This is a genomic window from Mycobacterium sp. E183 (genome assembly GCF_001667735.1).
In the GTDB taxonomy this organism is placed as follows: Bacteria; Actinomycetota; Actinomycetes; order Mycobacteriales; family Mycobacteriaceae; genus Mycobacterium.
Window position 1 is genome coordinate 19988 of the sequence record NZ_LZJN01000095.1, and the last position, 19770, is coordinate 39757.

Annotated in this window: 20 protein-coding genes; 12 read left to right on the forward strand and 8 right to left on the reverse strand. The window is 69.2% G+C overall.

Going from position 1 to position 19770, the window contains the following annotated elements; all coding sequences use genetic code 11:
* Nucleotides 1-36: 36 nt before the first annotated feature.
* From A5691_RS09565 to A5691_RS09595, 7 genes are all read left to right on the forward strand, one after another.
* Nucleotides 37-579 (forward strand): TIGR00730 family Rossman fold protein, encoded by a 543-nt coding sequence (locus A5691_RS09565; protein ID WP_067785476.1) that lies wholly within the window; start codon nucleotides 37-39, stop codon nucleotides 577-579.
* A 68-nt stretch (nucleotides 580-647) separates the two neighbouring features.
* Nucleotides 648-2432, forward strand: coding sequence for a long-chain-acyl-CoA synthetase FadD6 (gene fadD6 / locus A5691_RS09570; RefSeq protein ID WP_067785479.1), 1785 nt, complete (start codon nucleotides 648-650; stop codon nucleotides 2430-2432).
* Nucleotides 2433-2597: 165 nt separating this feature from the next.
* The gene (gene folP, locus A5691_RS09575) at nucleotides 2598-3422 is read left to right on the forward strand and encodes a dihydropteroate synthase (protein WP_067760996.1); all 825 of its coding nucleotides are present in this window, start codon (nucleotides 2598-2600) and stop codon (nucleotides 3420-3422) included.
* The gene (locus tag A5691_RS09580) at nucleotides 3419-4408 is read left to right on the forward strand and encodes a glucosyl-3-phosphoglycerate synthase (RefSeq protein ID WP_067888570.1); all 990 of its coding nucleotides are present in this window, start codon (nucleotides 3419-3421) and stop codon (nucleotides 4406-4408) included. Before folP ends, A5691_RS09580 begins: the two co-directional genes overlap by 4 nt.
* 50 nt (nucleotides 4409-4458) lie before the next feature.
* Nucleotides 4459-4806, forward strand: a complete 348-nt coding sequence (locus A5691_RS09585; protein ID WP_067888567.1) for a DivIVA domain-containing protein — start codon at nucleotides 4459-4461, stop codon at nucleotides 4804-4806.
* 2 nt (nucleotides 4807-4808) lie between these two features.
* Entirely contained in the window at nucleotides 4809-5387 is a 579-nt protein-coding gene (locus A5691_RS09590) for a DNA-3-methyladenine glycosylase I (protein ID WP_067888564.1), read from the forward strand.
* Nucleotides 5388-5580: 193 nt separating this feature from the next.
* Complete coding sequence (locus A5691_RS09595; protein WP_003878471.1) at nucleotides 5581-5754, forward strand: DUF3117 domain-containing protein; 174 nt, start codon at nucleotides 5581-5583, stop codon at nucleotides 5752-5754.
* Nucleotides 5755-5777: 23 nt separating this feature from the next.
* On the opposite strand, the gene glgA is transcribed toward A5691_RS09595, so the two are convergent.
* On the reverse strand, nucleotides 5778-6941 hold the full coding sequence (gene glgA / locus A5691_RS09600) for a glycogen synthase (protein ID WP_067760934.1): 1164 nt from the start codon (nucleotides 6939-6941) through the stop codon (nucleotides 5778-5780).
* A 150-nt stretch (nucleotides 6942-7091) separates the two neighbouring features.
* Between glgA and glgC the strand changes: the two genes are divergently transcribed.
* Nucleotides 7092-8306: a glucose-1-phosphate adenylyltransferase gene (gene glgC / locus A5691_RS09605; protein ID WP_067760932.1), complete on the forward strand. Its 1215-nt coding sequence runs from the start codon at nucleotides 7092-7094 to the stop codon at nucleotides 8304-8306.
* Between the two features lie 44 nt (nucleotides 8307-8350).
* Here the strand turns inward: glgC and A5691_RS09610 are convergent, their stop codons facing one another.
* From A5691_RS09610 to A5691_RS09635, 6 genes are all read right to left on the reverse strand, one after another.
* A complete protein-coding gene (locus A5691_RS09610) occupies nucleotides 8351-10036 on the reverse strand; it encodes a CocE/NonD family hydrolase (RefSeq protein WP_067888560.1) in 1686 nt (561 codons plus the stop codon).
* A gap of 17 nt (nucleotides 10037-10053) precedes the next feature.
* Nucleotides 10054-10728 carry an isoprenylcysteine carboxylmethyltransferase family protein gene (locus A5691_RS09615; protein WP_068017415.1) on the reverse strand — a complete coding sequence of 225 codons (675 nt, stop codon included), beginning with the start codon at nucleotides 10726-10728 and terminating at the stop codon, nucleotides 10054-10056.
* Nucleotides 10729-10735: 7 nt separating this feature from the next.
* A complete protein-coding gene (locus tag A5691_RS09620; RefSeq protein WP_156675646.1) occupies nucleotides 10736-12379 on the reverse strand; it encodes an ABC transporter permease in 1644 nt (547 codons plus the stop codon).
* The gene (locus A5691_RS09625; protein ID WP_067888554.1) at nucleotides 12376-13290 is read right to left on the reverse strand and encodes an ABC transporter ATP-binding protein; all 915 of its coding nucleotides are present in this window, start codon (nucleotides 13288-13290) and stop codon (nucleotides 12376-12378) included. Before A5691_RS09625 ends, A5691_RS09620 begins: the two co-directional genes overlap by 4 nt.
* Complete coding sequence (locus tag A5691_RS09630) at nucleotides 13280-13918, reverse strand: TetR/AcrR family transcriptional regulator (RefSeq protein ID WP_067888551.1); 639 nt, start codon at nucleotides 13916-13918, stop codon at nucleotides 13280-13282. The genes A5691_RS09625 and A5691_RS09630 overlap by 11 nt, the downstream gene beginning before the upstream one ends.
* Before the next feature lie 234 nt (nucleotides 13919-14152).
* Nucleotides 14153-14821, reverse strand: coding sequence for an O-methyltransferase (locus A5691_RS09635; RefSeq protein ID WP_067760920.1), 669 nt, complete (start codon nucleotides 14819-14821; stop codon nucleotides 14153-14155).
* A gap of 202 nt (nucleotides 14822-15023) precedes the next feature.
* On the opposite strand from A5691_RS09635, the gene sigE reads away from it, so the two are divergent.
* From sigE to tatB, 4 genes are all read left to right on the forward strand, one after another.
* Nucleotides 15024-15791 carry an RNA polymerase sigma factor SigE gene (gene sigE / locus A5691_RS09640; RefSeq protein ID WP_068017417.1) on the forward strand — a complete coding sequence of 256 codons (768 nt, stop codon included), beginning with the start codon at nucleotides 15024-15026 and terminating at the stop codon, nucleotides 15789-15791.
* A gap of 106 nt (nucleotides 15792-15897) precedes the next feature.
* Complete coding sequence (gene rseA, locus A5691_RS09645) at nucleotides 15898-16293, forward strand: anti-sigma E factor RseA (protein WP_067754815.1); 396 nt, start codon at nucleotides 15898-15900, stop codon at nucleotides 16291-16293.
* 186 nt (nucleotides 16294-16479) lie between these two features.
* Complete coding sequence (locus tag A5691_RS09650; protein ID WP_068017419.1) at nucleotides 16480-17982, forward strand: S1C family serine protease; 1503 nt, start codon at nucleotides 16480-16482, stop codon at nucleotides 17980-17982.
* Entirely contained in the window at nucleotides 17983-18375 is a 393-nt protein-coding gene (tatB, locus tag A5691_RS09655) for a Sec-independent protein translocase protein TatB (protein WP_067754821.1), read from the forward strand.
* Nucleotides 18376-18451: 76 nt separating this feature from the next.
* Here tatB and A5691_RS09660 read toward each other — a convergent pair whose 3' ends face one another.
* The gene (locus tag A5691_RS09660) at nucleotides 18452-19624 is read right to left on the reverse strand and encodes an Mrp/NBP35 family ATP-binding protein (protein ID WP_156670184.1); all 1173 of its coding nucleotides are present in this window, start codon (nucleotides 19622-19624) and stop codon (nucleotides 18452-18454) included.
* Nucleotides 19625-19770: the final 146 nt, after the last annotated feature.

Here is a 19770-nt window from a genome sequence, read left to right on the forward strand (position 1 = left end):
TGCGGCCCGCAGCAAGCTTGGTCTACCTTTCGTTGTATGCGCGACTGGGCGATCTGTGTGTACTGCGCGTCCGGCCCGGAACATCCCGAATTGCTCGCGGTCGCTGCCGAACTCGGCGAGGCGATCGCCGAACGCGGGTGGACCCTGGTGTGGGGCGGCGGCCGGGTGTCGGCGATGGGCGCGGTGGCGACCGCGGCGCGCGCCCGCGGGGGCCGGACCGTCGGCGTCATCCCCCAAATCCTGATGCGCCGCGAGATTGCCGACACCGACGCCGACGAGCTGATCGTCACCGGGACCATGCATGAGCGCAAGCAGGTCATGGAGGAGCGTGCCGACGCGTTCGTCGTGCTTCCCGGCGGCGTCGGCACCCTGGACGAGTTGCTCGACTCGTGGACCACGGGCTATCTCGGCCTGCACGGCAAACCCATCGTGATGCTCGACCCGCTGGGCCACTACGAAGGCCTGTGGCTCTGGCTGTGCGGGCTGCTCGACAGCGGCTACATCTCGCAGCCGGCGATGGACCGGTTGTTGCTGGTCGACAAGGTGAGCGCCGCCGTGGAGGCGTGCGCGCCGGATTGAGGGCCCGGCACTCCGGCCAGCCCTACTAGGCTGTGCGCCGGGTTGTTCACGAAGAATTGAGGGATGACGTGTCGAATCACGACGGGGGAGCGCGCACGGCGGTCAAACTGACCGATCTCGCGTCTCGGGCGCCCAGGTTGCTGGCCGATATGCCGGTGATCGTTCGCGGGGCGATGACCGGACTGCTGGCCCAGCCGGGTTCGAAGAAGTCGATCGGCACGGTGTTCGCCGACCGCGCCGCCCGATACGGCGACCGCATCTTCCTGCGGTTCGGCGACCAGCAACTGAGCTACCGCGACGCCAACGCCGCCGCCAACAGGTACGCGGCGGTGCTGGCCTCGCGCGGTGTCGGCCGCGGCGACGTCGTCGCGATCATGCTGCGCAACTCGCCCAACGCGGTGCTGACGATGCTGGCCGCCGTCAAGTGCGGCGCCGTCGCCGGGATGCTGAACTACCACCAGCGCGGCGAGGTGCTGGCGCACAGCCTGGGCCTGCTCAAGGCCAAGGTGTTGATCGCGGAGACCGACCTGGTCAGCGCGGTGGCCGAGTGCGGCGGCGCCGGCGACACCGAGACGATGACCGTGGAGGACCTGGAGCGGTTCGCCGTCAGCGCCCCGGCCACCAACCCGCCGTCGGCGTCGGCCGTGCAGGCCAAGGACACCGCGTTCTACATCTTCACCTCGGGCACAACGGGATTCCCCAAGGCCAGCGTGATGACCCACCTGCGGTGGCTGAAGGCACTCGCGGCGTTCGGCGGCATCGGGCTGAGGCTGAAGAGCTCCGACACGCTGTACAGCTGCCTGCCGCTGTATCACAACAACGCGCTGACGGTCGCGTTGTCGTCGGTGATCAACTCCGGGGCCACGCTGGCGCTGGGCAAGTCGTTCTCGGCGTCGAAATTCTGGGACGAGGTCATCGCCGCGGAGGCGACGGCCTTCATCTACATCGGCGAGATCTGCCGCTATCTGCTCAACCAGCCGCGCAAGGTCACCGATCGCGCGCACCGGGTGCGGGTGATCGCCGGCAACGGGTTGCGGCCGGAGATCTGGGACGAGTTCACGAATCGGTTCGACATCGCCCGGGTCTGCGAGTTCTACGCCTCCAGCGAGGGCAACACGGCGTTCATCAACATCTTCAACGTGCCGCGGACCACCGGCGTCTTCCCCATGCCGTTGGCCTATGTGGAGTACGACCCCGACACCGGTGCCCCGCTGCGGGACGACAACGGGCGGGTGCGCCGGGTGCCGCCGGGTGAGCCCGGCCTGCTGCTCAGCCCGGTCAACCGGTTGCAGCCGTTCGACGGCTACACCGACAAGGAGTCGAGCGAGAAGAAGTTGGTGCGCAACGCCTTCCGCGAGGGTGACGTGTGGTTCAACTCCGGCGACGTGATGAGCCCGCAGGGCATGGGGCACGCCGCCTTCGTCGACCGTCTCGGCGACACGTTCCGGTGGAAGGGCGAGAACGTCGCCACCACCCAGGTGGAGGCCGCGCTGGCGTCCGACGAGCACGTCGAGGAGTGCACGGTCTTCGGAGTCGAGATCCCGCGCACCGGCGGCCGCGCCGGGATGGCCGCGGTCAAGCTGCGCGACGGCGCGGAGTTCGACGGCAAGTCGCTGGCGAACGCGGTGTACGGCCAGCTGCCCGCCTACGCGCTGCCGCTGTTCGTGCGGGTGGTCGAGTCGCTCGAGCACACCACGACGTTCAAGAGCCGCAAGGTGGAACTGCGCGACCAGGCCTACGGGCCGGACATCAAGGACCCGCTCTACGTGCTGGCCGGCCGCGACGAGGGCTACGTGCCGTACTACGACGAGTACCCCGACGAGGTGGCCGACGGTAAGCGGCCGAAGGGCTGATTGCGCGCTGAGTGTGCGCCCAGCCGCACATTCGGCGTCCACCGTGCGGCTGGCCGCACACTCGCGGGCCCGACCGGGCACCATGGACGTGTGCAATCGACACCGTCGGCGTCAGCCGGATCGACCTGGTGCGGCCGCCCGGTCGCCGGCGATCGGCCGCTGATCATGGCGATCGTCAACCGCACCCCCGATTCGTTCTACGACAAGGGCGCGACCTTCAGCGACGAGGCCGCCCGGTCCGCCGCACACCGGGCCGTCGCCGAAGGTGCCGACGTCATCGACGTCGGCGGCGTCAAAGCCGGCCCGGGCCAGGACGTCGACGCGGACACCGAGATCGCCCGGCTGATCCCGTTCATCGAATGGCTGCGCGACGCGTTCCCCGACCAGCTGATCAGCGTCGACACCTGGCGCTCCGAGGTGGCCAGGGTGGCCTGCGCCGCCGGGGCGGACCTGATCAACGACACCTGGGGCGGCATCGACCCGGACCTTGCCGGGGTCGCCGCGGAGTTCGGGGCGGGCCTGGTGTGCTCGCACACCGGCGGGGCGCTGCCCCGCACGCGTCCGTTCCGGGTGCGCTACGGAACCACCACCCGCGGGGTGGTCGACGACGTCATTCGCCAGGTCACGGCCGCCGCCGAGCGCGCGGTCGCCCGCGGGGTGGCCCGCGACCGCGTGCTGATCGACCCGGCCCACGACTTCGGCAAGAACACGTTCCACGGCCTGCTGCTGTTGCGCCACCTCAGCGATCTTGTTAATACCGGATGGCCCGTGCTCATGGCTTTGAGTAACAAGGACTTCGTCGGGGAGACTCTGGGGGTGGAATTGACCGAGCGGCTCGAGGGCACGTTGGCGGCCACCGCGCTGGCGGCTGCCGCCGGTGCGCGGATGTTTCGCGTCCACGAGGTCGCCGCGACCCGCCGGGTGCTCGAAATGGTGGCCTCGATCCAGGGCATACGCCCGCCCGCGCGCACGGTAAGGGGGCTGGCATGACGGCATCCGACCTGTTCGCCGGCGACCTCACCCACGACGCGGTGCTGGCCGCCCGCCCCGGCGACACCTGGCTGGCCGACCGCAGCTGGAACCGCCCGGGCTGGACCGTCGCCGAACTCGAGGCCGCCAAGGCGGGCCGCACCATCTCGGTGGTGCTGCCGGCCCTCGACGAAGAAGAGACCATCGAATCGGTGATCGACAGCATCTCACCGCTGGTCGACGGGCTGGTCGACGAGCTGATCGTGCTGGACTCCGGCTCCACCGACGACACCGAGATCCGCGCCGTCGCCGCCGGCGCCCGCGTCGTCAGCCGGGAGCAGGCGTTGCCCGAGGTGCCGATCCGGCCGGGCAAGGGCGAGGCGCTGTGGCGCTCGCTCGCGGCCACCAGCGGCGACATCGTCGTGTTCGTCGACTCCGACCTGATCAACCCGCACCCGATGTTCGTCCCGTGGCTGGTCGGCCCGCTGCTCACCGGCGACGGCGTCCACCTGGTCAAGAGCTTCTACCGGCGCCCCCTGCGCGTGGGCGACGTGGCGGGCGCGACCGGAGGCGGACGGGTCACCGAGTTGGTGGCCCGGCCGCTGCTCGCCGCGCTGCGCCCGGAGCTGGGCGGCATCCTGCAACCGCTCGGCGGGGAGTACGCGGCCACCCGCGAACTGCTGACGTCGGTGCCGTTCGCGCCGGGCTACGGCGTGGAGATCGGCCTGCTGCTGGACACCTTCGACCGGCTGGGATTGGGGGCGATCGCCCAGGTCAACCTCGGTGTGCGCGCGCATCGCAACCGGCCGCTGGCCGAGTTGGGCGCCATGAGCCGCCAGGTCATCGCGACCCTGCTCTCCCGGTGCGGGGTGCCCGACTCCGGCGTAGGGCTGACGCAGTTCTTCGTCGACGACACCGAGGGTTCCGACTTTCAGGACTTCACCCAGCACACGTCGCCGGTGTCGCTGGCGGACCGGCCGCCGATGAAGGTGCTGCGGCCGCGCTAAGGCCCCGCTGCGTCATCGCGGTGTCGGTGGCATAGGGCAGTATCGACGACGTGGCGTTGGTGTTGCTCTACCTGGTGGTGCTGGTGCTGGTGGCGATCGTGCTCTTCGGCGCGGCGAGCCTGCTGTTCGGACGGGGCGAGCAGTTGCCGCCCCTGCCGCGGGGCACGACCGCGACGGTCTTGCCCGCCTACGGTATGACCGGCGCGGACGTCGATGCCGTCAAGTTCACCCAGGTGCTGCGCGGATACAAGACCAGCGAGGTGGACTGGGTGCTGGACCGGCTCGCCCGCGAGCTCGAGGCGCTGCGCGGCCAGCTGGCCGCGGTGCACGCCCCCGCGGAGGCCCACGCCGACCCCGGGGACGTGGAACCCGGGGAGGCCGAGGATCGTCAGGACTAGATGTGAGCGATGACGGGCTGGTGCGGTGTAGCTGGGCGGCCATCCGGCCGGGACCCGATTTCGAGATGTACCGCGACTACCACGACCAGGAGTGGGGCCGCCCGGTGCACGACGGGGTGGCACTCTTCGAGCGGATGAGCCTGGAGGCGTTCCAGAGCGGGCTGTCGTGGCTGATCATCCTGCGCAAACGGGAGAACTTCCGGCGGGCCTTCGCCGGCTTCGACTTCGGGCAGGTCGCCGGTTACAGCGACGCCGACGTGCAGCGGCTGATGGCGGACACCGGAATCGTGCGCAACCGCGCCAAGATCGACGCGACGATCGCGAACGCCCGCGCCGCCGCTGAGCTGGGAACCCCCGCGGACCTGTCGAAGCTGCTGTGGTCGTTCGCGCCAGAGCCGCGCCCCCGGCCCGCGGACGGCTCCCAAATCCCCTCGGCCACTGAGGAATCTAAGGCCATGGCGCGCGACCTCAAGCGGCGCGGGTTCCGGTTCGTCGGGCCGACCACCGCCTATGCGCTGATGCAGGCGACCGGGATGGTCGACGACCATATCCGGGGTTGTTGGGTGCCTTCCCCCCGTTGACGGCGCGGGCCGTGACCGGCCCGCTAAGGCCGGAGAACCGGGTCTTTGTTCAACTCGTGACCTGGATAGGGAACAATAGAGGCGTGATTTGGCAGTTCGATGTCGGGTATGGCTGGAAAATCGCTGGCGGGGCATGCTCGGCGCCGACCAGGTCCGCAAAGGCGGGCCAGCTCGAACCTGGAGGGAGCACTCGATGGCGGCGATGAAGCCCCGGACCGGCGACGGTCCTCTGGAAGCAACCAAGGAGGGGCGCGGCATCGTGATGCGGGTACCACTTGAGGGAGGCGGTCGACTGGTCGTTGAGCTGACGCCCGACGAAGCCGCCGCCCTCGGTGACGAACTCAAGGGTGTCACGAGCTCCAGCTGAACGCGCGCCGACGGACGGCTGCGCTACGCACACACCTTTCGGTAGATGTCCAGGGTCTGCTCGGCGACGTGGGCCCAGGAGAAGTCCTCGACGCAGCGCTGCCGTCCCGCCTCGCCGTAGCGCTTCGCCTTCTCGGGATCGGCGATGAGCGCATTGACCGCTTCGGCCAGCCTGGCCTGGTAACCGGCCGGATCGCTGGGGTCGTAATGCACCAGCGAGCCGGTCACCCCGTCGGCGACCACCTCCGGTATCCCGCCGACGTCGGACGCCACCACCGCCGTCGCGCATGCCATGGCCTCCAGGTTCACGATGCCCAGTGGCTCGTACACCGAGGGGCACACGAATACGGTTGCCGCCGAGAGAATTTCGCGCAATTCGCCGATGGGCAACATCTCTCGGATCCAGAACACGCCGCGCCGGTGGTCGGACAGCCGCGCCACCGCGGACCGCATCTCGTCGGCGATCTCCGGGGTGTCGGGGGCGCCCGCGCACAGCACCACCTGCGCTTCGGGGTCGAAGTGGTGCGCCGCCGCCACCAGGTGGGCGACGCCCTTCTGCCGGGTGATCCGGCCGACGAACGCCACGATGGGCCGGTCCGGGTCGACCCCGAGCTCCGCCAGCAGCGACCCGGTTTGCGTCGGTCCGGCCGGATGCCAGACGTCGGTGTCGACCCCGTTGCGGATGACGTGCACCACGCTGGGGTCCAGGGCGGGGTAGACGCGCAGGATGTCTTCGCGCATCGCGGAGCTCACCGCGATGACGGCGTCCGAGGCCTGTACGGCGGTGTGCTCCACCCAGGTCGACACGCGATAGCCGCCGCCGAGCTGCTCGGCTTTCCACGGCCGCAGCGGCTCGAGGGAGTGGGCGGTCAGTACGTGGGGGATGTCGTAGAGCAGGGCGGCCAGATGACCGGCCATGCCGGTGTACCAGGTGTGCGAATGCACGACGCTGGCCGCCGACGCGGCGTTGGCCATCAACAGGTCCGAGGACAACGTCGACAGCGCCGCGTTGGCGCCCTGCAGGCGCGGATCGGGCTGGTGCACGAAGGCGTTCGGCCGCGGCGCGCCCATGCAGTGCACGTCGACCGCGCATAGCCGGCGCAGTTGGGCGACCAGTTCGGTGACGTGTACACCGGCTCCCCCGTAGACCTCCGGTGGGTACTCCCGAGTCATCATCGCCACCCGCATACCCGCACGGTAGTTCGGCGTTGGCGAGGCCCGCGAGTCGGGCTGGACAATCGGGGAGGAAACCAAAGACCTTGACGGACAGCCGCGCAGCAGATCGCCAATAGAGCGATCCCTCTGGCAGCGGTTCGCGACGGCCGATAGGTTTGACCCATGAGGGAAGCGCCACACGTGCTGGGCATTGTCCTGGCCGGGGGTGAGGGCAAGCGGCTGTATCCGCTGACCGCGGATCGGGCCAAGCCCGCGGTCCCCTTCGGCGGCGCCTACCGACTGATCGACTTCGTGCTGTCCAACCTCGTCAATGCCCGCTATTTGCGGATCTGCGTTCTCACTCAGTACAAGTCGCATTCACTGGACCGTCATATTTCGCAGAACTGGCGGTTGTCCGGTCTGGCCGGTGAATACATCACGCCGGTGCCCGCCCAGCAGCGCCTGGGCCCGCGCTGGTACACCGGCTCCGCCGACGCGATCTACCAGTCGCTCAATCTGATCTACGACGAAGACCCCGATTACATAGTCGTTTTCGGCGCCGACCACGTCTACCGGATGGACCCCGAGCAGATGGTCCAGTTCCACATCGAAAGTGGGGCAGGGGCAACCGTGGCCGGCATCCGGGTGCCGCGCGCCGAGGCCAGCGCTTTCGGCTGCATCGACGCCGACGACTCCGGCCGCATCCGCGATTTCGTGGAGAAGCCCCTGGACCCGCCGAGCGTCCCGGACGACCCCGATTCGACGTTCGTGTCGATGGGCAACTACATCTTCACCACCAAGGTCCTCATCGACGCCATCCGCGCGGACGCCGACGACGACCACTCCGATCACGACATGGGCGGTGACATCATCCCGCGTCTGGTCGGCGACGGAATGGCTGCGGTGTACGACTTCAACGACAACGAGGTGCCCGGTGCCACCGACCGCGACCGGGCCTACTGGCGGGACGTGGGGACGCTGGACGCCTTCTACGACGCTCACATGGACCTGGTGTCGGTGCACCCGGTGTTCAACCTGTACAACAAGCGCTGGCCGATCCGGGGGGAGTCGGAGAACCTGGCGCCGGCCAAGTTCGTCAATGGCGGATCGGCACAGGAGTCGGTCGTCGGCGCCGGCAGCATCATCTCGGCCGCCTCGGTGCGCAACTCGGTGCTGTCGTCCAACGTCGTGGTCGACGACGGCGCGATCGTGGAGGGCAGCGTGATCATGCCGGGCGCCCGGGTCGGTCGGGGCGCCGTGGTGCGCCACGCGATTTTGGACAAGAACGTGGTCGTCGGCCCCGGCGAGATGGTGGGCGTGGACCTGGAGAAGGACCGGGAGCGGTTCGCGATCAGCGCCGGCGGCGTCGTCGCGGTCGGCAAGGGCGTTTGGATCTAGCCCGGCAACGATGCGGGCACCGGGGAAGCCGACGCCGACCGGATCTAGCCCGGGATCTCCGGGATCAGCAGGTGCGCGTCGTAGCGCGGCCCCCAACGCAGCCTGATGCGCCCGCGGGGGGAGCCGGTGTAGGCCGCGGGGAGCTGGCCGGTAAGCGGGTTTCTCGGGCACAACCAGCGCCCGGCGACCACCAGCCGCAGCTGCTCGCCGGCGCGGAACAGCGTCGCCGACGGGCCGAGCGCGACATTGACCTCGACGGCCTCGTGCGCGGGGACGGGCTGTGGGTCGGTGCATGCCGCGACGGGTTCCCACGGCCGCGAGAGCTCGCGATCCAGCGCCCGCAGCGAGACCCGTTGCCACCCGGTGCTCACCCGGTCCCGGCCGTAACCGTACGAACCCTCGAACCCGACGAACCGCCCGTCGCGCCATTTCTCCACGCCGACGAACAGGTTGGCGTCGTCGCAGCCGGCCAGCTCGATCCACAACCGCGCCGCCATCGGGCCGGTCAACTCGACATCCTCCGGCGCCGTCCAGCTGAAAGCGGCTGCGCCGGAGCGGGTTTCGAACGAGATGCCACCCTCTGCCGACGGCCGCGAAGCGGTCAGCAGTCCGCCCGCGGCCAAATACATTGGCCGCCAATGGGTTCGCCCCAGCGGCCAGTCGGCCTCTTCGCGCACCGCGACGACGGTGTCGCGGTCTTCGCGGACCTCCAAGCGGACGCTGCGGGAACCGGGCGCCCCGTCCAGCGCCGCCCGGAAGAATTTCAGCTGCTCGGCCAGCGCGGGCTCGGAGTAGAACGTCGCCCACTTACCGGCCCGGTGGGTGTAGAGGCGGGCGTGGCCGGAACTCGCGTGCGTGAACGCGCGGATGGAGCCGCGGCCGTGCAGGTTGTTGTCGGAGAAGCTGCCGCACACCAGCATCGGCACGTCGATCGCGGCGAGGTCCGGCACCAGCGAGCGCCAGAACTCGTCACGCAGTGGGTGGGCATCCTGCATCCGCTCCAGGTCGTAGGCCTGGCGGGTGTCGCGCCGCACGTTGCGCGACCACACCCGGGTGAAGCCCCGTTCGCGGACCCCGCCGGGAAAGGTGAGGTCGCGGTAGGCGTCGGTGAACCCTTCCCATGGGCAGATCGCCCGCAGTGCCGGCGGCCGTAGGGCCGCGGCCGCGTACTGGCTGATGGCCAGGTACGACACCCCGAGCATGACGACCCGCCCGTCACTCCACGGCTGACTGGCGATCCACTGCACCAGGTCGTAGGTGTCCTCGGCCTCTCGCCGCGACAACAGCTTTCCGGTGCCGCCGGAGTGGCCACAGCCCCGCGAGTCGGCGTTCACCACGACGAAGCCCTGCGCGCTCCACCACGCGGGATCGGGCGCCTCCCAACCGGTCAGCGCCGAGAAGGTCACCGGCCGGGGCTGGCGCAGTACCCGGTACTGGATGGAGAAGGTCCACCTGTTGCCGCGGCGCTTCGGCAGATTGTCCTTGCCGTACGGGTGAATGCTCAGAATGACCGGCCCGGCCCCGGCGCCGGCATGCCGGAAGACGTTGATCCGCAACGTCGTTCCGTCGCGGGTGGGCACGGCAACGTCACGGTCGACGGCGATCTCGGCCGGTGGGTCGGTCACAGTGACCGGCGGCTTGGCGAAGCCGCGTATCCGGCTCAGCGCGTAGCGAAGGACGCCCGGGCGACGCCACGGCCGATCCCTGGTGGGCGCGGGAGTGCGGACCACGGGATCAGATTAAACGGCTACCACACACTCGGCAGCAGCCGATAGCGGACGCGTTGCGCATATTCGCGATATCCCGGGAGCTCCGTCTTGAGCAGCTTCTCCTCGTCGAGAATGCGCAGCACCAGGATCGCGACGCTGGGAACGACGAGGAGAAGTGCCCAGTACGAGCCGAGCGCCAGGGGCATTCCCACCATCATGATCACGTTCCCCGCGTACATCGGGTGCCTGACGAACCTGTAGAGCCCGTCGGAGGCGACCTTCTGGCCGCTCTCCACCGTCACGGTCGCAGCGGCATAACTGTTCTCGATGATCACGCGCATGGCGACGGCCAGGCCGGTCGCCATCAGGACGTCACCCACCACGCACAGCCACACGGGCACGGTCGACCAGCCCATCCGATGGTCGAACGCGCTGAACGCCATGACGACGAAGAGGGTTCCGAAGGCGCCGGCACTGATGACCTTCTGGGCCGTGCGGGTTTCCGCCTGCGGTCCCGCATGCATGCGCCGTTGCAGGGCCGCCGGATGTTTGCGCGCCAGATAGATTGTGGGGACGATCGATACCACCGTGAACAGGGCGATGAAAACCCAGCCCTGCCAATAGCGGAAGGTGCCGGCCGGCAAGAACAGGACCAGAGCATAGGCGGCGATTCCGAGAATCGATGATGCCGCCAGTCGAACACCGATCTTCATGACGCTCCTAAACTCGCAGATCGCGTCGTCGAAAAGCCACGGCTCCCAGGGCGATCAGTGTGGCATCTATGGCGAGCAACCACAACAGTGGTGTGGCCGTGAAATCGCCGCCGACGCGCGGGATGTGGGCGAACGGCTCCAGGTCGAGCAGCCACTGGGAGAACCCGGCCAGGGAGCCGATCAGGTACAGGGCGATGAACCCGACCAGAACACCCCACGCCACGGGTGTGAATCGCGGCGCAAGCCCGAACACGGCGACGGTCACGGCGCACAACAACCAGACGGCGGGCAGCTGTACCGCCGCGCTCGCCACCACGACGGCCACCTTGCCGCCGATGTCACCGGCTGCGGCTCCGTAGACCAGCCCCCCGGTCAGCCCGCTGAGCAGCATCGCGACCGTGGATCCGAGCAGTGCGGCCAGCACGTGGCTGGCGAGCCAACGGGTTCGCGACACCGCACCGGCCAGCGTCGTCTCGGCCCGTTGCGCCGATTCCTCCTGGTGTAGCCGCAGCGTCAGCGAGATCGCGAACGCGGCCGCGGCCATGCCCAGCATGGTGAACGCGACGGCGATGAAAGCCTCCGCCAAGGCGTTGGTCCCGCCCATTCGGAGAACGATGTCGCGCGCGGCGTTGCTGCCGCCGAGCTCGTCGCCGATGCCGTGCACCACGCTGCCCATCAAGATGCCGTAGAGGCACAGGCCCACGGTCCACAACACGAGGGCACCGCGGTCCAGCCGCCATGCCAGCCCGAACACGTTGCCCAGCGCCGGGGCGGCGGAGCCGGGGCCGGGGCGTTCGGCGAACAGCCCGGCACCCACGTCACGGCTCGCGAGGAGCCGATAGGCCACCGCGGTGAGGACGATGGTCGTCGCCAGGTGCAACAGCAGAACCGGCCAGTGGTCGCCCGCGTACGGCCGGACCTGCAGCGACCACCCCAGCGGCGAGAGCCAGGACAGCGCGCCCGAACCGGCGTCGCCGAGGGCGCGCAGTGTGAAGGCCGCCGCCAGGACCGCGAACGCGGCGCCGCGGGCGGACCGCGCGCTCGGCGACAACTGCGCGGCCACCGCGGCGACGGCGGTGAACACCAGGCCGGAGCAGGCCAGCGCCGCACCGAAGGCGAGGGACCCGCCCGGGGCGACATCGGTGGTGAGCAGACCCGCCGCGCCGATCATGCCCGTGGCGAGGCTGGCCCCGAAGGACAACAGGAGGGCGGCGCTGAGGCTGGCGTAGCGCCCGACCGCGGTCGAGTCCACGAGCTCGGTCCGGCCGGCCTCCTCGTCGGCGCGGGTGTGCCGGATGACGGTCAGGATGACGGCCACCGAGATGAGCAGGTGGAACATCCCGGCCTTCCAAATGCCCACCGCCCCAAGGCTGTCGTTGTAGACCTGCCCGTAGAGGGCACGCTGTGCCGGGCTCGCCATGATGGAAGCCGCGAAGCCGGCGCGCGCCGCCTCGGTGGGGTAGACCTTCTCGATGCTGCCGACGTACACCGTTGCCAGCGGCACCGACAGCAGCAACACCCACAGCGGCAACGAAACCCGGTCGCGCCGTAGGTAGAGCCGCAGCATGCCAAGCGTCCCCGCGAAGTTCGGCCGCCGTTGCGGTGCGGGGTGGGCGGGGCGGTGTGACCGGTCCAAGGTTGCGGTGCTCATGATGCGGACACCCTGTCCGCCGTGTCGTAGTGGCGCAGGAAGAGTTCCTCGAGCGTCGGCGGCTGGCTGACGAGGGTGCGCACGCCCGCGTCGCCAAGTGCCCGGATCAGTTCTCCGAGGCTTTCGCCGTCGACCTGGGCACGCACGGTGTTGCCTTCGACGCTGACGTCCTCGACGCCCTTGATGCGCGTGAGGTCGCCGGGGTCGCCGGTCATTTCGGCCCTGATCGAGGTGCGGCTGAGATGCCGCATCGAGTCCAGCGAGCCGCTCTCGACGGTCTTGCCGGCCCGGATGATGGTCACCCGTTCGCACAGCGCTTCGGTCTCGGCCAGGATGTGACTGGACAGCAGGATGGTCGCGCCGCGATCGCGAGCCTCGGCGACGCATTGCTGAAAGACGTTCTCCATCAACGGGTCCAGGCCGCTGCTCGGCTCGTCCAGGAGCAGCAGGCGGGCGCGCGACGAGAACGCGGAGATCAGCGAGACTTTCTGCCGGTTGCCCTTCGAGTAAGTCCGCGCCTTCTTGTGTGGGTCGAGGTCGAAGCGCTCGACCAACTCGGCGCGCCGCCTTTCATCGATGCCACCGCGCATGCGGGCCAGCATGTCGATGGTCTCGCCCCCGGTCAATGTCGGCCACAGCGTGACATCGCCTGGCACATAGGCGATCTGACGGTGCAGCGCGACCGCGTCGGCCCACGGGTCGCCGCCCAGCATCCGAACGCTACCGCCGTCTGCCTTGACCAGGCCCAGCAAGATGCGGATGGTCGTCGACTTCCCGGCGCCGTTCGGGCCGAGGAAGCCGTGGACTTCACCTTCGCGCACCGTCAGGTCGAGGCCGTCCAGCGCACGCACAGCTCCGAAGTTCTTGGTCAACCCGCGTATTTCGATGGGTGCGACACTGTCAGCTGGCATGTGATCCTCCTTGATCTTCGGCGGCCAGGAATGCGTCGTACATGGTGCGGTCCACCATCAGGCCCTCGCTGTAGATCTCGAGGGCCGGCAGGATCATGTCCCTGGCGTAATCGCGCAGGACCGCACGCAAATCCGTTGGCGTGTCGTGCATTTGCAGATAGAGCAGGAGGCCGCCGCCTCCCGTGATGCCGAGATACTTGGCCCTGGCCTTCGGGTCACGGCTGGGCTTTATCGTCCCGGCCCGCACACCCTCTTCTATGTACTCTTTGGCGTTGTCGATCATCCTCTGCCACAACATCTTCGCCAGGTCGCCGCCCGTCTGCATGCTGCGCAGGAGGTAGGCTGTCAGCGGCGCGAATTCCTCGATCTCGGCGAGCTGCGCGAACCAGGTGGCGGGGTCGTTGGACCGCATCGCCTCCGATTTGGAACTGCGGATCTCTTCGGCGACGTAGTCGTCGCAGGCCTTTCGCAGGCCTTCCTTGGAACCGAAGTGGTGAATGACGAGCGCGGCGCTCACCCCCGCGGCTTCGGCGATGGCCCTCAGTCCCACGCCGAAGCCGTGCTGTCCGAACTGCTCGATGGCCGCGTCGCGGATTCGAGCGGTTGCGGTCAGGTCGGCTGAACGCATGTTCAGTACGTTAAACGGCCGTTCAGTCGCGAGTCAAGGTGGTATCGCGTCAAGAATTCGTAAACATCGAACCAGTGGCGATCGCAAGCGCGGCGCGGCCGGGCGCGGCGGGTCGCCACCATCGAACTAGTGGCGATCGCAAGCGCGGCGCGGCCGGGCGCGGCGGGTCGCCACCATCGGACCAGTGGCGATCGCAAGCGCGGCGCGGCCGGGCGCGGCGGGTCGCCGCGCGGGTCAGTCGCGAACCGCGGCCAAGATGCCGTCGCCCAGCGGCACCAGGGCGGGCGTGAGCCGCTCGTCCTCGGCGATAAGCCGTGCCGCTTCCCGCACCGCGGCCACCTCGGCGTCGCGGGCGGCGGGGTCGCCGGCGCGCCCGCCGAGAGCGGCCCGGTGCACCACGATGACGCCGCCGGACCGCAGCAGCCGTACGCCCTCCATGACGTAGTCGGGCTGGTCGACCGGGTCGGCGTCGACGAACACCAGGTCGTAGGACTCGTCGGCCAGGCGGGTGAGGACCTCCTGGGCCCGGCCGCTGATCAACCGGGTGCGCGAGGGGCCGATCCCGGCCTCGGAGAAGGCCTGCTTGGCGAGCCGCAGGTACTCGGGTTCGATGTCGATCGTCGTCAGGACGCCGTCGTCGCTCATGCCGGATAGCAACCAAAGTCCGCTGACCCCGGCGCCGGTGCCCACCTCCGCCACGGCCTTGCCGCCGCTGAGCTTGACCAGCAGGCTCAGCAGCGCGCCGACCGCGGGCGTGACCGCGCCCGCACCGATGTCCACGGCGCGCTCGCGGGCGGCCGCCAGCAGCGCGTCCTCGGAGATCGACCCCTCGGCGTGCGCGAAGAGGGATTCGGCTCGACTGGGCGCCGGCTGGCCGGGGGTGTCTGCGTCGGTGCCGTCCATGCCCGCAGCGTATTCCACTCCGGTGCGCGCCCCGGCATGGCACGCCTAAGCCGCGCCGCCACGACACGCCCGGGAAAGCCGGTGCGTTTAACCTCACCCCGCTACGGATATGTCCAGCACAGCGCTGGTAACGAAAAGGTTTCTCAGGCTGAGCTCAGACTGTTCATATATCGCACATACGCCCATACGCGACGGTGTCCCTATGGATCGCGGAGCGGGTGGGACCGGGAATACGGATTGGCGGCCACGTGTTGCCGTCGATGACGACTTGTCGCTTTGTGACAGGACGGATTTGGAGGATTCGATCATCACCACGCTTTTGGGCCCGACCAGCATGTCGCACCCGCAGGACTGCCCCGCCGACGAGTGGGTGGAGCCTTCCGACGGCCTGCAGGGCACCGCGGTTTTCGACGCGACCGGGGACAAGTCCACGATGCCCTCGTGGGACGAGTTGGTCCGTCAGCACGCCGACCGGGTGTACCGGCTGGCTTACCGCCTCTCGGGCAATCAGCATGACGCGGAAGACCTGACGCAGGAGACCTTCATCCGGGTTTTCCGATCGGTGCAGAACTACCAGCCGGGAACGTTCGAAGGCTGGCTGCACCGCATCACCACCAACCTTTTCCTCGACATGGTGCGCCGGCGCGCCCGCATCCGGATGGAGGCGCTGCCCGAGGATTACGAGCGCGTGCCCGCCGACGAGCCCAATCCCGAGCAGATCTATCACGATTCGCGGCTCGGTCCGGACCTGCAGGCCGCCCTGGATTCCCTGCCGCCGGAATTCCGCGCCGCCGTCGTCCTGTGTGACATCGAGGGCCTGTCCTACGAGGAGATCGGCGCGACGCTGGGCGTAAAGCTCGGCACCGTGCGCAGCCGCATCCACCGCGGACGTCAGGCGTTGCGCGACTACCTGGCCGCTCATCCGCAACCGGGCGCCGGCCGGGACGCGGTGCACGCCGAGTCGGCGTAGGGTTCGTCGCCTGGCCATGAGCCAGCGGTTTCGCGGTCTCGAGACGCGATATTGCGAGCTGCCTCGCGCTACATTCGAGGGGTAGGCGCAACGAAAGGACCCGGTGATGCCCGATCGAGGACATCTGTTCCGTCGTGCGTTCTCCTGGCTTCCCGCCCAGTTCGCCTCCCAGAGCGATGCCCCCGTCGGCGCGCCGCGCCAGTTCGGCTCTACCGAGCACCTTTCCGTCGAAGCCATCGCGGCCTTCGTCGACGGTGAGCTGCGGATGAACGCGCACCTGCGGGCGGCGCATCACCTGTCGCTGTGCCCGCAGTGTGCGGCCGAGGTCGACGGTCAGAGCCGGGCCCGTGCGGCGCTGCGGGATTCGCATCCGATCCGCATCCCGAGCGCGCTGCTCGGAATGCTCGCCGAGATTCCCTACGATTCGCCCGACGACGCGACCGGCCGGCCGGCCGACCGTTTTGCTGAGCGCGACGCCCGTGAGCAGCGCAAGCGCCCGTAGCTGCGCGCCTTCCGAATGAGCCCCCGTCGTTGATCCGTCCCGATTTTGCGCACCCCGCCCGCGCGCTCATGGGCGGCCGGTCCCGAACCGTGGATACTAGGGTGGACACGACCACGCCGGTGTCGTGGGTATCGCCCGGTGCAGGGCCTGTCTCGAGCGCTCAAGAAGAGGATCCAAAGGGATAACGTGACCTCCGACCAAGGCAACGACAGCGGCAACCGCTTGGCGCCGCGCCCCATCTCCCGTCCGCCGGTGGACCCCGCGTCTCGCCAACTGTTCAGCCGTCCCGACGGACTGCGCGGCTCCTTCGTGGCCGATCGGGTCCGTCCGCGGAAGTACCGGGACCAATCCGAGTTTTCCCCGCACGACGAGCCGGCCGATCCGGTCCTCCAGGAGGCGTTCAGCCGTCCCGTCGGAAGCCCCGAATCGCTGCAGCGCCACCCCGTCGACGCCGGCGCGCTCGCGGCCGAGAAAAACGGGGCAGAGCCCGACGAACTCGACGACCCCTGGCGCGACCCGGCGGCCGCCGCGGCGCTGGGCACCCCGGCGGTCGCCCCCGCGGGACCTCGGGGGCCGCAGGGCTACAGTGGCAAGCTCGGCGTACGCGATGTGCTGTTCGGCGGCAAGGTGTCCTACCTGGCGTTGCTCGCCCTGCTGCTGATCGCGCTGCTCATCGGCGTCATCGGCGGTGTGATCGGCCGCAAGACGGCCGAGGTAGCCGAGGCGTTCACCACCTCGAAGGTGACCCTGTCGACCAACGGCAACGGTGAAGGTCCGGCCGGCCGGTTCGCCAAGGTGGCGGCCGCGACCGCGAACGCGGTGGTCACCATCGAGTCCAAGAGTGACCAGGAGGGCTTGCAGGGCTCGGGCGTGGTGGTCGACGGGCGCGGCTACATCATCACCAACAACCACGTGATCTCCGAGGCGGCCAACAATCCCAGCCAGTTCAAGACGACCGTGGTGTTCAACGACGGTAAGGAAGTGCCCGCCAACCTGGTCGGCCGCGACCCGAAGACCGACCTGGCCGTGCTCAAGGTCGACAATGTCGACAACCTGAGCGTGGCCCGGTTCGGCGACTCGGACAAGGTGAATGTCGGTGACGAGGTCCTCGCGGCGGGCGCGCCGCTGGGGCTGCGCAGCACCGTGACCCACGGCATCATCAGCGCGCTGCACCGTCCCGTCCCGTTGTCGGGTGAGGGCTCGGACACCGACACCGTCATCGACGCGCTGCAGACCGACGCGTCGATCAACCACGGCAACTCCGGCGGCCCGCTGATCGATATGGATTCGCAGGTGATCGGCATCAACACCGCGGGTAAGTCCTTGTCCGACAGCGCGAGTGGGTTGGGCTTCGCGATCCCCATCAACGAGGCCAAGATGGTGGCGCAGACGTTGATCAAAGACGGCAAGATCGTGCACCCGACGCTGGGCATCAGCACCCGGTCGGTGAGCAACGCGATCGCCGCCGGCGCGCAGGTCGCCAACGTGAAGGCGGGAAGCCCCGCGCAAAAGGGCGGGATCCTGGAGAATGACGTGATCGTCAAGGTCGGTAACCGCAAGGTCGCCGACGCCGACGAGTTCGTCGTCGCCGTCCGGCAGTTGACCATCGGCCAGGACGCCCCGATCGAGGTGGTCCGCGACGGTCGGCACGTCACCCTGACCGTCAAGCCCGACCCCGACGGAAGCTAGATGTTCGGCAGCCTGAGCTGGGAGCACATCCTGGTCCTCGTCGTGGTCGGGCTGGTGGTGCTCGGCCCGGAGCGGCTTCCCGGTGCGATCCGCTGGACGTCGACCGCGCTGCGGCAGGCCCGCGACTACCTGAGTGGGGTGACCACCCAGCTGCGCGAAGACCTGGGGCCCGAGTTCGACGACCTGCGCGTCCCGCTGAGCGAATTGCAGAAGCTGCGGGGGATGACGCCCCGCGCCGCGCTGACCAAGCACCTGCTGGACGGCGACGATTCGTTCCTCACCGGCAACTTCGACCGACCGGCCACCGGGGCGGTCACGCCGGCAGCCCCGCCCCAGCCGACAGCCGAGCAACACCTTTCCGGGCCGACCCCGTTCGACGCCGACGCGACCTGAGCGTCAGCGCCGAGACTGTAATCCGGCAGAAGGTGCTCGGCGTTGCCGTCGCCCTGGGTTCAATGTCGACGACGGGTTAGCGTCGCGTCGGGTCCAGTCCCAGCGACACGCCCGCCAATCCGCGCCGGCGTGCCGACAGCTTGTCGGCCACGCTGCGCAGTTCCTTGCCGGCGGGGGAGTCGGGGGCGCTCAGCACGATCGGGGTGCCGGAATCGCCGGCGGCGACCAGGGCGGGGTCCAACGGGATCTGGCCGAGCAGCGGCACGTCGGCGCCGACGGCGCGGGACAACCGCTCGGCCACCTGCCGGCCGCCGCCCTCGCCGAACACCTGCAACGTCGAACCGTCGGGCAGCGTGAGACCGGACATGTTCTCCACCACGCCGGCGAGGCGTTGCCGGGTTTGCATCGCGATGCTGCCCGCCCGCTCGGCGACCTCGGCCGCGGCCAGCTGCGGCGTTGTCACCACCATCAGCTCGGCGCTCGGGATCAGCTGGGCCACCGAGATGGCGATGTCGCCGGTGCCCGGCGGCAGGTCCAGTAAGAGCACGTCCAGGTCGCCCCAATAGACGTCGGCCAGGAACTGCTGCAGCGCACGGTGCAGCATCGGCCCGCGCCACACCACCGGTGTGTTGCCCTCGGTGAACTGGGCGATCGAGATGACCTTCACCTCGTGGGCGATGGGCGGCAGGATCATCGACTCGACCTGGGTGGGCCGGTCGGTGGTACCCATCATCCGCGGGATGGAGTGGCCGTGGATATCGGCGTCCAGCACGCCGACGGACAGTCCGCGCGCGGCCATCGCGGCGGCCAGGTTGACGGTGACGGTGGACTTGCCCACCCCGCCCTTCCCCGACGCGACCGCGTAGACCCGGGTCAGCGAGTTCGGCTGGGCGAACGGGATGACGGGCTCGCGGGCATCGCCCCGTAACTGCTTGCGCAGTTCGGTGCGCTGCTCGTCGTTCATCACGTCCAGGGTGACCTTCACGGCCCCCGTGCCCGGAACATCGGAGACGGCCTGGGTGACCCGCTCGCTGATTTCGGTCTTCTTCGGGCAGGCGGCGGTGGTCAGGTAGATCGCGACGTGCACGCCGCCGTCGGGCTCGGTGTCAATGCTCTTGACCATTCCGAGTTCGGTGATCGGACGCCGCAACTCGGGGTCGATCACCTTCCCCAGTGCGGTGCGGATTGCTGCGCTCAGGTCGGCAGTGTCATGAGGGGACATCACCGCCGAGTGTAGGCGCGCTACCAGACGGGCCGGTCAGCCGCCCGCGACGGGACCCGGCGGCTTCGGCGTCGCCGCGTTCGGCGGGCCGGCCGGTTTGGGTGCAGGCGACGCGGGGGCCGGAGGCGCGGGGGGTGCGGCCGGCGGGTCGCGCCAGGGGTCGTCGAGTTCGT